11 protein-coding genes are annotated in these 15,177 nt (G+C 43.5%); 6 read left to right on the forward strand and 5 right to left on the reverse strand.

The genetic code is table 11. The annotated features are described in order from the left end of the window. The first annotated feature begins 348 nt into the window (after positions 1-348). Both DBZ36_RS07805 and DBZ36_RS07810 read left to right on the forward strand, forming a co-directional pair. Positions 349-2,865, forward strand: a complete 2,517-nt coding sequence (locus tag DBZ36_RS07805; RefSeq protein ID WP_120354339.1) for a beta-mannosidase — start codon at positions 349-351, stop codon at positions 2,863-2,865. Between the two features lie 271 nt (positions 2,866-3,136). Continuing rightward, complete coding sequence (locus DBZ36_RS07810; RefSeq protein WP_120354340.1) at positions 3,137-3,817, forward strand: PEP-CTERM sorting domain-containing protein; 681 nt, start codon at positions 3,137-3,139, stop codon at positions 3,815-3,817. Positions 3,818-3,848: 31 nt separating this feature from the next. On the opposite strand, the gene DBZ36_RS07815 is transcribed toward DBZ36_RS07810, so the two are convergent. Next, entirely contained in the window at positions 3,849-4,724 is an 876-nt protein-coding gene (locus DBZ36_RS07815; RefSeq protein WP_120354341.1) for a LysR family transcriptional regulator, read from the reverse strand. Positions 4,725-4,867: 143 nt separating this feature from the next. Between DBZ36_RS07815 and DBZ36_RS07820 the strand changes: the two genes are divergently transcribed. Next, positions 4,868-5,947 carry a linear amide C-N hydrolase gene (locus DBZ36_RS07820; RefSeq protein ID WP_120354342.1) on the forward strand — a complete coding sequence of 360 codons (1,080 nt, stop codon included), beginning with the start codon at positions 4,868-4,870 and terminating at the stop codon, positions 5,945-5,947. A 131-nt stretch (positions 5,948-6,078) separates the two neighbouring features. Here the strand turns inward: DBZ36_RS07820 and DBZ36_RS07825 are convergent, their stop codons facing one another. After that, the gene (locus DBZ36_RS07825) at positions 6,079-6,513 is read right to left on the reverse strand and encodes a MarR family winged helix-turn-helix transcriptional regulator (RefSeq protein ID WP_120354343.1); all 435 of its coding nucleotides are present in this window, start codon (positions 6,511-6,513) and stop codon (positions 6,079-6,081) included. A gap of 216 nt (positions 6,514-6,729) precedes the next feature. Here DBZ36_RS07825 and DBZ36_RS07830 point away from each other — a divergent pair, with 216 nt between their 5' ends. After that, complete coding sequence (locus DBZ36_RS07830) at positions 6,730-7,134, forward strand: DUF2798 domain-containing protein (protein ID WP_158589047.1); 405 nt, start codon at positions 6,730-6,732, stop codon at positions 7,132-7,134. A gap of 214 nt (positions 7,135-7,348) precedes the next feature. Then, a complete protein-coding gene (locus DBZ36_RS07835; protein WP_120354345.1) occupies positions 7,349-8,344 on the forward strand; it encodes a threonine ammonia-lyase in 996 nt (331 codons plus the stop codon). On the opposite strand, the gene DBZ36_RS07840 is transcribed toward DBZ36_RS07835, so the two are convergent. The 3 genes from DBZ36_RS07840 to recR form a co-directional block, all read right to left on the reverse strand. Then, positions 8,333-9,262: a homocysteine S-methyltransferase family protein gene (locus tag DBZ36_RS07840; RefSeq protein WP_120354346.1), complete on the reverse strand. Its 930-nt coding sequence runs from the start codon at positions 9,260-9,262 to the stop codon at positions 8,333-8,335. The two genes, DBZ36_RS07835 and DBZ36_RS07840, sit on opposite strands and share 12 nt — an antisense overlap. Before the next feature lie 157 nt (positions 9,263-9,419). After that, complete coding sequence (gene htpG, locus DBZ36_RS07845; protein ID WP_120354347.1) at positions 9,420-11,339, reverse strand: molecular chaperone HtpG; 1,920 nt, start codon at positions 11,337-11,339, stop codon at positions 9,420-9,422. Positions 11,340-11,525: 186 nt separating this feature from the next. After that, positions 11,526-12,128: a recombination mediator RecR gene (gene recR / locus DBZ36_RS07850; protein ID WP_120354498.1), complete on the reverse strand. Its 603-nt coding sequence runs from the start codon at positions 12,126-12,128 to the stop codon at positions 11,526-11,528. Between the two features lie 305 nt (positions 12,129-12,433). Here recR and DBZ36_RS07855 point away from each other — a divergent pair, with 305 nt between their 5' ends. Beyond that, complete coding sequence (locus DBZ36_RS07855) at positions 12,434-15,139, forward strand: nitrate reductase (RefSeq protein WP_120354348.1); 2,706 nt, start codon at positions 12,434-12,436, stop codon at positions 15,137-15,139. The last annotated feature ends 38 nt before the right edge of the window (positions 15,140-15,177 follow it).

The raw sequence follows: 15,177 nt of genomic DNA on the forward strand, positions 1-15,177 counted from the left end.
AGCTCTTATCGAATATATAGCTTTGACTTATTTTTTTAATCTTAAAGACTACCATCGCATTACTATGACAGCCAATCTCATTTATGCACTTCCAGCTTAGGTACCGTTATCTAACCTAGTTCAAAGCCACAATAATAACGATAACAATTTTATTGATCGTTCAAATAACTAATACTGATTTAAGTGTAACAACAATGACGCTGTATTCGATGCCACAAAAATAGAAAAACTCTTAAAAAACACCTTGCCTTAGAAATTTCGTAACGTTACTTTTTATGCAGATTAAGTTGCCATCCATCCTGAAATTAAAACTGATCAAGTTTTGGTATTTCTAATATAGGACCCCATATGCGAATAGATTTAGGCGGAGCTTGGACTTTAAACCATTCCCAACGTAGCGACTTTCAACAAATAGCAGCTCAGGTACCAGGAACCTTATATACAGACCTCTTAGCCGCCGAACTCATTGACGACCCACTTTACGGTGACAATGAAGCTAAGCAATACTGGATTGGCGAATCTGACTGGAGTTATGAGCGTCACTTTCAATTAACTGAAGCCCAGCTCGACCTACGAACCACCCTTGTTTGTGAGGGATTAGACACCCTATGCGATATTTTTATTAACGGGCAACTCATCTTGTCAGCCAATAATCAATTTCGCCGATGGACAACTCACGTATCCCAAGTTCTTATCGTCGGTGATAATCATATTCGCATCGAGTTTCGCTCTCCATTTACTTACGCAGCCCAACAAGAGAACACACATGGCAGAGTGCTAAATCAAACCGGCATAGGATTGCATCGCCTCAACGGAGGTGGTTGGCTGCGCAAAAGCCCCTGCAATTTTGGCTGGGACTGGGGACCTCGCTGTGTTACTTGTGGCATTCCAGGAAATATCTACTTAGAAAGCATATCGACAACAAGCATTGCGACCGCTCATATCCATCAAGACCATTTACCAAACGCCGGTGTAAGACTAGTACTTAGTCCTGAAATGGATTTTTCAAGCATCAGTCCCAATATGACAATTCAGGTGCGCTTAACCAGCCCTGACGGTGAAGTATTTGAAAGCTCCACCCATGTCACCCCTAAATCAAGCCAACAACTAGCGATTGAAATCCAAAACCCCCGTCTATGGTGGCCAAATGGGATTGGTGAACAAGCCCTATATCATCTAGGTTTGACATTATATAGTGACAACCAAGAGATTGACCAATGGCAAAGAAATATCGGTCTTCGGAAGATCGAGCTTAATCGAAAACCCGATCAATGGGGCGAGAGTTTTCAGTTTCATGTCAACGGGCTCCCTGTCTTTTCAAAAGGTGCAAACTGGATCCCCGCGGATGTTTTTCCAAGTCGCATTGAACCTGAGCTATACGAGACATTGATACGTGATACTGCAGCGGCAAATATGAACATGTTGCGGGTATGGGGTGGTGGAATTTACGAACCCGATCTTTTTTACGATTTATGTGATAAGCACGGCATCATGGTGTGGCAAGATTTCATGTTTGCATGCACCGCTTATCCAGCCTTTGACCCTTCATTTATTAGCAATGTCAAAATTGAAGCGGCCGAGAATATCAAACGCATTCGACATCATGCTTGCTTAGCACTCTGGTGTGGTAACAATGAAATAGAACATATCTCCGACTTAGGTGAGAAAAAAGATAACTCCAAATTGCTAATTGGTGATGCTAACGACGGCAAAATGACTTGGGAAGAATATTGTTACCTCTATGACGATGTATTACGAGAACAGGTACAAACACACAACCCCCAGACCGATTACTGGCCTTCAAGTCCTCATACGCCTCGTGGCGACCGGCTAAACCACAATAGCGAGCGTTCAGGGGACGCCCACTTGTGGGAGGTCTGGCACGGGCGACAGCCCTTTGAGTACTACCGTGATTGCGAGCATCGCTTTAACAGTGAATTTGGTTTTCAATCGTTCCCAGAGCCAGCTACCGTTAACACTTATACGACAGCAGGCGAACACAACATAAGCAGCTACGAAATGGAGTACCACCAACGAAGCCCTATTGGCAATAGCACCATAATTGACTACATGTTGTCGTGGTTCCAACTCCCCAACAGCGAAGAACAGACCTTATGGGTCTCGCAAATCGTTCAAGGTATGGCAATAAAATACGCAGTTGAACATTGGCGGCGTTCTATGCCTCGCGGCATGGGCACATTGTATTGGCAACTTAACGATTGCTGGGGAGGCCCTAGCTGGTCGTCTATTGACTACTTAGGACGTTGGAAAGCCCTGCACTATATGGCCAGAGATTTTAATGCACCGCTGCTTATATCTGCGCTTGAAAATAAAGAAACCCTTAGTGCTGACATCTATATTAGTAATGACAGCCACCACGCTTGTTCGGGAGAAGTTCGACTTTACTGGTATTCCTGTGCTGGCAAACTAATCAACTCAAGCAATCAACACGTTGAAATAAAAAGCTTTGGTACGCAATTGGTTTTAAATACGGGCTACGAAGGTAAACTAAACCATCGTGATTTGATTCTCTATTATGAATTGTATGTGGGCTCAGAGCTAAAAAGTAAGAATCTTTCATTATTTGGTCGCCCCAAACACTTGAAACTCGAAGCACCACAAATAACGTTGGAATTAAGTCATCAGACCGAGCATAGCGTTCTCACACTGCGTGCCGATAAACCCGCATTATGGGTTCGAATTGAGCAAAATGTTGTCGACTCAGTTTCTGATCAGTTTTTTCATCTTCTTCCTAATATCAAGCATGAAATACATATTCCTAAAAGCCAACAGCAAGGCCGACATTTAGAAACGACTGACTTTGAACTCATAAGCCTGCGAGACAGTTTTATCCAAAAACCATAGCTGATCCTTTAAAATTGCTTAAATTTTGGAAGTGCTGTAATACCAGCAGTTTAAGAACTTAAGCCCATCAGTTGTGAGTAGCTAAACCATGCGCGACATAAGGTTTGCGTATGGTTTCCATGGGTCGCAAGTATGTAAATCTATCGTTGCGCAACAAATGTAATCCATTTGTTAAATGTGTATGGAATTAAGCGTAAATGATGCAGAATTACTTCTACTATACGATGGTGCTAAATCGCGATCTTGTTCAATAGCGACTTAAGGATAAATCATGTTTAACCTCATTAGAAATACACTAACGAGCAGTCTACTGTTCTTCAGTTTAAACGCCAATTCTGCTTTTATAACCATTGATGAAGCTGCCTTTGATGCGGTTTTCTCTCAAAACAGCTTTGGGACTAATCCTGTAGACATCCGTATTGGCAAAGCTAGTGAGATGGTCTTTCCTGATTTACTAAACATCGATAGCTTTAACAAAATAGATCAATTATTTGCCCAACATTTGGGGCCTGCCAATGCCGTTAGTTTATTCTTTGTCGATACCGTTAATTGGTGTGGTTATACCAATTATCGCTTTGTGGGGTGTGGAGAAAGATTCGGTAATGATTATGTGGTTGAGTCTATTGAAGCAGCTGGATGGCGAGGTACTGAGCTTCTGGCCCATGAGTTGGGGCATAATTTAGGATTAGACCATACGGGTGGCGGCAACCTAATGACTTCAAATTTGAATGGCAACACCTCACTTTCAAACAATCAAGTTGCCCAAATTCTAAATAGCCCATTAGTCCAACAGCAAAACGACTACCGCTGGATTGATATAAATCCTATTTTAATTGTATCGCAAGCAACACCACAGGTTAGCGAACCCACGACGCTGTTTTTGCTCGCTGGTGCCTTGATGTTGTTGTTTAGGCGTAAAATTGCATGTCATATGGTGACAATAAAACGCTAGTCCCTCAGATTAATATCTAACTGACTCACTGTCATCGATTCGGCAGTAATTGCACTGCCTGTATCAAGGATTGCATTGCTGGGTTAACAGCCCTTTCTTTTTGCCAGACTAATTCTGCATTCCAATTTGAAAACTGTTCGTCTGTTTGTTGGTTTACTAACACATCCCCGCTTGCTAGTGCTTCATCGCAAATAAAGCGAGGTAAGTGTGCCCACCCCACACCAGCTTTAACCAGATTAAGCAATTGCATTGCGTTATTGCACAGCATATAGCGGTGTCCCATAACATCAGCATCACGCATTCCTATGTCCTGTAGAAATGAATAACTAAGTTGCAGTCTCTCGCGTAGTTCTCGCGGCTGCGCCGGACTAGACAATTGCCAGCTTGCAGGGACAACTCTCACCACTTCAAAGCTATAAGCATTGCTAAGCATGATTTCTGTGGGCATATGGATCGTGGATAACATCAATCCGATATCAGCTTTACCAGCTAAAACCCAGCCTCTGATTTGCAAGGTATCGCCATTCAAAACTTTTAAACTCAGATAGGGGTAGTCTTTTAGTAGCTGTGAAATTAGTTGGTCTAAAGCCGGATCAATTAAACTGGTATCAATCGCAATCGTTAGCTTATCTGGAATGCCTTGCAAGAGACTCTCAACTTTAGCATCGAAATGATTGGCCTCGGACAACATCGACTTGGCAAAACTATAGAGCTGTTCGCCATTGGCAGTGAGTTCGAGAGAACGAGGATGACGCACGAATAAACATAGACCGGTATCTATTTCTAAATTGTTAACCTGCTCTCTGAGCGTTGATACATGCTTCCCAACTCGCCGCGCCGCCTGAGCAAGACCACCATTTTCTACCGTTGCAACAAAAGCATGTAGCTGATCAAGTGACACCGTCATTGCTGTTCCTTTTCATTCGCTCAAGTGTTGTGGGGAAATACCTATGCTCAGACACTTTGAGGATAGGTAAAAATATAGATAATGAATCCATCAAGCAGAAACATCAACTATTGAATCAGAATCTAAACCCTATGAGGCTAAAGATGACAAACTTTAAACTAAACAAATTGGCAATCGTTGCTATCGCGGCAGTATCAACGCTTGGCGTCTTACAAACCGCAAACGCCTGCTCACGAATTACTCTAGATACGCCACATGGCATCTCAACAGTACGTTCTTTAGATTGGGGCGATCAATTAGGAAATGTTACACAGGTTAATCCAATAGGTATAAAACGTAGCAGCGAAACACCAAGCTATCAAAATGCGATGCAATGGACCACCAAGTATCACAGCGTGGCCCAAGTGGAGTATGAAGTATTTGACGGAGTAAGTTCAGATGCTATCAATTCAGAGGGTCTCGCTGCATCGCTTTTGTATTTAGCTGACAGCGCCGAATTTATCAAAGACTACCAAGATACAGGCGCCCCTAGTCTAAGCTTCTTAGACGTAATCTCTTATATCACAGAAACGTATGCAACAACTGAAGAAGCAGTAACAGCATTTAACAATAATGAATGGCAGATTGCTTGGAAAGATGGCTTACATGGCCAGCAACATGGCCTGCATATTTCAATACACGATAAGTCTGGTGACATCGCCTTGTTGCAACTAAACGAAGGTGGGGAAATGCGGATTCACCGTGGCGATGTTACGTCAGATCTACGGGTCATGGCAAACGCACCGCTACAGCAAGATCACCGATATTATGTTTCTAAGGTTAACTTAAGCGATCTGAGCGCAAAAGAAGTACCGACTTCAATTAGCTCTCTTGACCGTAACTTACGAGGTTTATTCCATACCTCCCATGTAACGTTCCAGCAAGATAAAACTTGGGCTCAAACTCGTGGAAAACTACTCAGTACGTTTAACGCTGGTAATCTAGTGCCTCAAGACTTAATTGATCCAGTGAATGGTGAAACTTATGCGTCATGGACACAATTTGTTTATAACCACGATAATGGTGACTTTTTGTTTACCAACTATGATACGCGTGAGCAGATAGGCTATAACTTCAACGATACGCTAGCCTTCACCCAAACTATGTGTGCAGATACCGTTGAACAAGCAGCGCAAGGTAAAAATACCCTTAGTTTTAGCGCTTGCGAAAACCAACAAGGCTAAGCTGCTAACTATTTCGGGTCACTCACCTTGTTTCTCATCTTTGGGCAAGATGCTCGTCTGACCCGAGAAGATCAAATTCACTCTTTATATCGGTATGCTTAGATTATTTATCGAGTGAGTTTGCTCTCCCACTACAACTCCCAAGGCTTTTGGAAAAGGGCTTTGGCTCGTTCATAATCGGTTTCGCCGATCGAAGCTATAAGCTGACTTTCCATGTCTTGCTTAACCTGATTTATTTTTGCACTCGCCTTTCTACCCGTTTGAGTGAGAACGATGATCTTGTCTCGTCTATTCTTCTCCGAGCTACCAAGTTCAATATAACCGAGCTCGGATAAACGCTTAACTTGTTTGTGCGCCGCTTGGCGACTGACATTCATATATCTCGCGGCTTCGCTCACACTCATGGGGCGATGGTTTACTAATGAAATAAGGTAAACATCCATTTGTGAAAAGCTATCTGCAAATATAGCTTCAATTTTTTGCATTACTGCCTGGCGCAAGCGCTTGTGCTGCTCACTGACAAGATCAATTAATCCCAGTGAATTGGTAAACTCCAAATGATCCATAGCTATTCCTCTGAGCTTTAGCACTAAACTAAATTCAAAGCTTCTTATTGTCAATTAAGTTGACAATAACTTAAACATCTTTATTCTTATCGTCAACCGGGTTGACGATATAGCAACCCTTTCGTTACTCACTTTTTAACAGAGGAAACTATGGGTAAAAATAGATACGAAAATTTCATTTTTTCACTAATCATCTGCTTCTTGATGGTACTTGGTATGACGGTCTACAACTCCGTTCTACAAGTGGGAGTCGCAAAGTCCTTAAGCGCTTTGGAACTTGGCACATTTGCGATGATTTTTATTATCGCCCTCACCATTGACTGGTTTATTGTGGCCCCCTTAGCCAAAGCGATCGTCAAAAAACTAAGCTCTGACAAGCTATCGTTTATCCAAATGATCATGATGATGTCAGTTTTGATGGTTTTGTTTATGTGTACAGCGATGTCATTTATCGCAACTTTATTAGAGGGCTATCAAGGCTCATTGGCCACTGCTTTTGCCCACACATTTATGTTGAACATTATGGTTGCGCTCCCCTTACAGGTTTTGGTCGCAGGTCCGCTCGCACGAAGTGTCTTTAAACGGATGTTTCCTACACCCACAACCGCCTTAGCAAATTAAACAATAAACTGCTGAAATTCTCCGATTGATTCATGAATCTGAGAGCCCCTTAACCATACATAGTAGTTGACCGATAGTTTATGCAAGCAACTATACTTTGCACTTGCATATACTAAGAAACACAACTAAAACTTGCTTGTACTCATTGTTAACTTGTAACAAATCGACGCGAGTCAGAGTTAACACTTAATGCTTATAAGGAGAATTTCAGCGCATGGATAACCTACAGCAACATCCGATATCCTTATTGGAAATGTATAAAGCAAAACAGGTGGTAAGCAGGTACATAGCACCATCAGCTTTGATCAAATATGACGACTTATCGAAATTGCTTGGGTTCAATGTTTATATTAAACATGAGAACCAGAACCGTACCGGAAGCTTCAAAATTCGTGGCGGAATTAACCTTATGTCACATTTAAAAAGCTTAGGGGTAAATGGCGTTGTTACCTTTTCCACCGGTAATCATGGTTTATCGATTGCCACGGCAGCAAAATTATTTGATCTTCCGGCCATTGTGGTTGTGCCATTGGGTGCAAATCCTCTAAAAATGAAGCTAATCCAAGCTGCCGGTGCTGAAGTGGTTGAAGCCGGCAGCAATTTCGATGAGTCGTCCTTAGTCGTCTCGGAAATAAGTCAAATCAAAGGGTACTACTATGCTCACCCAGCCAATGAACCGCATATCATTAATGGGGTTGGTACGCAGTTTGTAGATTTGATGGATCAACTGCCGGATATGGATGCAGTAATCCTTCCCTTAGGTGGTGGTAGCGAAGTAGCCGCGGCTGTTACTAGCTTAAAACCGATCAATCCTGAGATTGACATCTATGCTGTTCAAGCCGAGCTTTCCTGCGCGGCTTATCACAGTTGGAAGCAAGCTGAAATTTTACATCGCCCTAACCAAACCTTTGCTGGTGGATTTGCCACTGGCATGGCCTATCAGACAACCTTCGATATTTATAAGCAGTCGCTCTCCGATTTTGTATTGCTTTCTGAACATGAGATTTTACAAGGAATTGCCCTCGCCGCATATTACACCCGTAATGTAGTTGAAGGTGCCGGAAGCTCAACCATAATGGCGGCATGGAAACTCAGAAAACAACTTGCCGGTAAAAATGTGGTGCTGCAGTTTAGTGGCTCAAATGCCTCAGTTGAAGAGCTAAACCGAGCCTATGCTCTTGCTTGTTTTTCCAATGGTTTAATCGATTAAGTGACAGGCAATAGCATCCAAGTGTTCAGACCACGTACCGCAGCAGCCGCCCCAGATGTCCATGTGTCCAAAGCGCTTTGCAAATATTGCAACCTGCTTGCCCAGGGCTTGCGGATCACCGGCATGTAATTGATTGCTGCAAAGTAAGCTTATTTTGTCTAAAGCTACGGCATTAGGCCGAATGCCGCGAACTCGTTGAATCCATTGAGCGCTTTCCAGCCAAGGTTGATACTCTTGCGGATGTGAGCAATTAAGCATGAAAAACTCTGCACTGCGATTCGTTTGAGCGTCAATCATGGTGATCGCTTGCTCTAAGCTGAGACCACCAGCCAATCGCCCTTGCTCATTTATTCTCAGCGATATCGCAATTGGAAGTGAGAGTTTAGTTGCTGCGCGCACCATACCGATGGCTTCTGCTACGTGATGCACGGTCATGCCTGTTACCAGGGTCAAACCCGCCTGCTTATGCACTGCGAGTTGAACCGTATGGTAACGCTCGGCTTCTAGAGCTGTAATATGACTGTTGCTTGCATAGGCGTCTTCTTTGGGTCCAAGTAGCCCTTGGATAACCAAGTCTGGAATTTCACGGCTGTATTCAGTTTGCAGCTGGCGCAAGAACTCAATACTTGCAAGGTTTGCCTGCTTTATAGCGGCTGTTGAGTAGCCTATTTTAGCTCCCCATGCGTTGCTAGCTCGGTAGTCTAGCCCGCTAACCAATGCGCATTGTTGGTGTTTGGCAACAACATCTAAATAACGGCGATACATCCCCAATAGACAGTCCATCGCTTTGGGCTTATCCAATACGCTAAACAACGCAAACTCAGGCAAATCGACCCCATGCTTGTACATCAGTTCGGTTTCAGGACCGCCTTCACACAAATAGATTTGGCCATTTTTCAACTTAGGGAGCGCAGGCATAATAATTATCAAACATAGTGGGATACTTTAGACTAGGAAATCAGCTGACCAAACGCAAATACCGTCCTAAAACTAAAGGTGCGTATACCAACATTTATTACAGGCACAAAAAAAGCCAGACATTTGCGATGCCTGGCTTATCATTTACTGGTTTAAACTATACTAGCAAACGGTTTACACGACGGATGAAGTCAGATGGGTCTTCTAAACTACCACGCTCCGAAAGCTCCGCTTGTTGATGTAATAACTCAATCCAATCGGCAAACACAGCTTCGTCTTGCTCGTCTGAAAGTTTGGCAACCATTGGGTGCTGTGGGTTGAGCTCAAAGATATACTTTTGCTCTGGTACAGCTTGACCGGCAGCTTCCATCAATTTTTGCATTTGCGTACTCATATCATTGTCATCAGAAACAATACAAGATGGCGTGTCGATTAAACGATGCGTTAAACGTACATCTTTAACTTTGTCGCCCATCGCTGTTTTAGCGCGCTCAACAAAGCTTGCGAATTCAGTTTCTGCTTTTTCTTGCTCAGCTTTTGTTTCTTCATCATCAAGCTCACCTAGATCTAGGCTCCCTTTAGATACTGATACAAGCTGTTTGCCATCAAATTCTGACAAATGCGAAATCAACCACTCATCGATGCGATCGTACATCAATACCACTTCGATGCCCTTCTTCTTGAAGATTTCAAGATGCGGGTTATTTGCAGCGGCTGCATAGCTGTCAGCACTTACATAGTAAATTTTGTCTTGTGACTCACCCATGCGCTCAACATAATCAGCGAAACCAACGGTTTGGTCTTTGCTGTCAGTATGCGTGCTGGCAAAGCGTAACAACTTCGCAATTTGGTCTTTGTTAGCAGCATCTTCAGCAGGGCCTTCTTTCAATACTTGGCCAAACTCTTCCCAAAAACCTTGGTATTTCTCGGCATTATTTTTCGCCATACGCTCAAGCATAGTCAATACACGTTTGGTACATGCACTGCGCAAGTTTGACGTCACTTTAGTATCTTGTAGAATTTCACGCGATACATTCAAAGGCAAATCGTTTGAATCAAGAACACCTTTAACGAATCGAAGGTAGCTTGGCATAAATTGATCCGCGTCATCCATGATGAATACGCGTTGAACATACAATTTTAAGCCATGTTGACGTTCACGGTTCCACATATCCCACGGTGCTTTAGCCGGGATATATAGCAAGCTGGTGTAGTCTTGTTTACCTTCAACTTTGTTATGAGACCACTGAAGGGGATCGGCAAAGTCATGCGATATGTGCTTATAGAACTCGTTATATTCTTCGTCAGAAATATCATTTTTGGTGCGTGTCCAAAGTGCAGTGGCTTTGTTGATTGCTTCCCACTCGCCTGGCACTGCAGGAATTTTTTCACCCTCTGGGCCATCAGGACCGTCACGCTCAGGCTGTTCTTCTTTGTACATTTCAACCGGAATTGAAATATGGTCAGAATACTTAGTAATAATTGAACGTAATTTCCAGTTGTCTAGAAACTCGTCTTCTTCGTCACGAAGATGCAGAATTACGTCTGTACCGCGGCCAGTTTTCTCAATATCTGAAACTTCGTAGTCACCTTCGCCAGCTGAAACCCAGCGAACACCTTGACTTACTTCAGTACCAGCAGCACGCGTTTCAACGGTTACTTTGTCAGCAACAATGAATGCTGAGTAAAAACCAACACCAAATTGACCGATAAGCTGAGAATCTTTGGCTTCGTCACCACTGAGCTTACCAAAGAATTCTTTAGTACCTGATTTAGCAATCGTACCCAAATGCTCGATAACTTGGTCGCGGGTCATACCGATACCGTTGTCAGACAAAATAACCTGACGCTTATCTTTATCGAAACTAACACGGACTCGAAGATCGCCATCGTCTTCAAACAAGCTTGAATCTTCTAAGGCTTTAAATCGTAGCTTGTCAGCCGCATCGGCTGCGTTAGATACGAGTTCACGAAGAAAGATTTCTTTGTTGGAGTAAAGGCTGTGAATCATCAACTTTAGTAGTTGTGATACTTCGGCAGTAAAACCGTGCTTCTCTGTATGTTGCTCTTGCGTCATTGACTGATATTCCTCATCTTAGACCGATTTGTGACCGTTGCTATCATCTCTCAATAGCAAACAGAAGACTCAAGCTTATACTTGAATCATAACTAACGTAGCAATGAGATAGGGTCGAGACAGAGTATTTTCAAGCGAAGCCAACAAAAAAATCGACTTCTGTAGGTAAATATTTGTAAAAAGCGTCTAATCGACGCTTTGGCGACCAATAAACGAATGAGATAGGGTTGTACCGTCGACACTGTCCAGCTCTCCACCGAGTGGCACGCCATGGGCAATTCGAGATACTTTAATCGCTAAGTCTTTGGCAATATCAGCGATATAAAAGGCTGTTGCTTCACCCTCTACGGTTGGATTCGTTGCGAGGATTAGCTCGGATACGGCTTGGCTTTTCAGCATGGTTTCGAGCTTATCTAAACCTATTTCTTTTGGGCCTAAGCCATCTAACGGTGACAAGTGCCCCATAAGTACAAAGTAACGACCTTTAAACTGCGCGGTACTTTCTATCGCTGCAACATCAGCCGGACTCTCAACCACGCATATTTGCTCGCTAACTTGGCGCTTAGGATTACTACAGATCCCACACAATTCACCTTCGGCATAATTACGGCAAACGCTACAGTGTCCAACATGTGTCATCGCAGACTCAATTCGAGTTGCTAGCTTTTGTCCGGAGGCTCGCTCAGCCTGCAGTAGGCTAAATGCCATACGCTGAGCACTACGCGGACCAACACCAGGCAGTATTTGTAATTGTTCGATAAGGGCGTCTATATGCGGAGAGTATTTCATAGGTCTCAAAAGTCGGTTCAACTGAGCGCAATCTAGCATGACTTGCAGCCGATACCAATATCGATAACTAGATAATCCCAAGAAGTGGCAGGTCTTGTCACGCTGCTTGTCGTGCACAACGCTGGGGCAAACAATCAGCTTAAATGCACCGCTGTTTAACAAGCTATTCCTAAAGAGATATAGTTCGAAAGCAATTCGAATCAATTAAAATATATATATAACAACACGTTAGCTGCAATTCAACACTATAGTAAACTTGGTTCTACTTTTGCTACTTAAGCGGTATAGCAAAAGGAGTTTCTCACATGCCAAGCCCAAATCCTGTATTCCAGCATCAAATCAAAGCCAGTACCTGTGCCTATTGCGGCGTAGGCTGCGGTATCATCGCTAACAACAGCGCAGGTAAAGTGAGCATAGCAGGCGATCCTAATCATCCCGCAAACTTTGGTAAACTTTGCTCGAAAGGTTCGACTTTGGCACAAACCATAAGTACAAGCGGGAGACTCATAACCCCCCAAGTAAATGGCCAAGTTAGTAGTTGGGACCACGCTTTGGATAGTAGCGCGGCAGCGATACAAGATAGTATTAAAAAATATGGGCCCGACTCAGTCGCATTTTACGTATCGGGTCAATTGTTGACCGAAGATTATTACGTCGCTAATAAGCTAATGAAAGGCTTTATTGGTAGTAATAACATCGATACTAATTCTCGCCTTTGTATGGCGTCAGCCGTTGCAGGACACAAACGCGCTTTTGGTGCCGATCTTGTCCCCGCCTGCTATGAAGACTTAGAACATTGCGACCTATTAGTGTTATGCGGGTCTAACTTGGCATGGTGCCACCCTATCTTGTTTCAACGCGTCAAAGCAGCCAAACTCAACAATCCCGAAATGCGAGTCGTTGTGATTGATCCGCGAGAAACTGCAAGTTGCGAAATTGCTGACTTGCACTTGGCCATCAAGCCCGGTAGCGATGTTGCCTTGTTCAACTACCTAGCAACAGCGATTCTTAACAATGAACCCTTAGATCAGCACTTTGCCAAAGAGCATTGTGAAGGCTTAAATGCGCTTTCCCATGATTTAAACTCACAAAACCTAAGCCTAAGTAGCACCGCAAAAACCTGTGATATAAGCGGCGAGAACTTAAGCTTGTTTGTCGATTGGTTTTTGAAAACTCCGCGTACGGTCACCGCCTTTTCACAGGGTGTAAATCAAAGCAGTCAGGGTGTGGATAAGGTTAATAGTATAATTAACTGCCATCTACTTACCGGTCGCATCGGAAAGGTAGGTGCAGCACCATTTTCGATTACCGGTCAGCCAAATGCGATGGGTGGACGTGAGGTCGGTGGCTTAGCCAACACACTTGCTGCGCACATGGATTACCAAAATTCGGAGCACCGTCAGATTGTGGAAAATTTTTGGCAATGTGACGCACTGAGTCAAACACCGGGTTTAAAAGCACAACAACTTTTCGAACACGTTAAGGCCGGGCAAGTGAAAGTCATTTGGATAATGGCGACCAATCCAGTCGTTAGTTTAGGTAATTCTGATTTGGTCAAACAAGCTCTTGAGCTATGTCCGACTGTCATTGTTAGCGACTGCATTGAAAACACCGATACCACGCGCTACGCAAACATTTTGCTTCCCGCTATGGGCTGGAGCGAAAAAGATGGCACGGTCACGAACTCCGAACGCTGTATTAGCCGCCAACGTCAAATCGTACAACCATTAGATAATGTAAAAGCAGATTGGCAGATCATCTGTGAACTGGCTGCTAAAATGGGCTTTAGCGAGCAATTTGACTACCAAAATGCTCACCAGATTTTTATCGAACACGCGGCTTTATCAGGCATTTCAAATAACGGTAGCCGTGCTTTCGATATTAGCGCAATGGCTGATTTGAATGCTCAACAGTATGAAAATCTAAACCCTACACAATGGCCACTTACCACGACGGATAAATCTTCGCGCAGCCGTCTGTTTAGTGACGGCCGTTTTTATACCGCGAGTCGCAAAGCTCAGTTAATTGCGGTGCAACATAAACAAGCTAAACACCTATGCGATGAAAACTATCCTTTTATTCTCAACACAGGGCGAATACGAGACCAATGGCACACTCAAACCCGTAGTCGTCTTAGCGCACAGCTAAACAATCACCAAAGTGAAGCCTATCTTAGTTTACACCCTAACGATATCAATCAGTTGGGTTTAAAAAACGAATCGATAGTCACCATTAAAAGCCACTGGGGACAAGCTCAAGCTCGTTTAATATCTGACCCGAAACAACGCGTAGGTGAAGTATTTTGTCCCATCCATTGGAGTGATAGTAACTCAAGTCAAAGCCGAATTTCCGCAGTTGTCAACAACGCAACAGACCCTATCTCTGGACAGCCAGAGTTTAAATACACACCCGTTTCCATCAGCCAAAGTCGGTATCAAAGCGAAGCCGTGTTGCTAGTAAAATCATCCATACTTAAGCAACTTAAATCACTTAAGGTTGGGTATTGGAGCGAACAAGTACTCGCGAATGGCTTTGCATATCACATTAGCGATCTATCTAGTCCGCAACAGCTTTTTGAACGTTTAAAACCATTAGCATTACTCAACAGTAAGGGGCTATCGCTGCAACATGAGGATCTAGAGCAACACAAACATCACTGGGTAGCCTATAGCGATATGCGACTCAACATGTGCTTAACCTGTGCTCCCCAAATTCCAATTAGTAAACGTCAATGGTTAGCAAACGCCCATGGACAGTTACAAGCGAAGGAAATTCGCTCGTTACTCACTGACGAGGTTGCAGGAAACCTTGCCAAAGGTCGGATTATTTGTTCGTGTAAACAGGTTGGAGAAAATCAAATCATTGAGCTATTACAAGGCGATGAGATTAATGACTTCGATGGTTTGCAACTTCGGACACAAGCGGGTACCGGCTGTGGTAGTTGCGTATCCGAGCTACGCACCTTCGTCGACCAACATTTAGTTATAAGCAGCCAATACCTAGAAGAGTAACTTAAGGCTTAGACGCTATAATCGACTTATGTTTGAGA

This window comes from Alginatibacterium sediminis (assembly GCF_003610775.1).
Taxonomy (GTDB): domain Bacteria; phylum Pseudomonadota; class Gammaproteobacteria; order Enterobacterales; family Celerinatantimonadaceae; genus Alginatibacterium; species Alginatibacterium sediminis.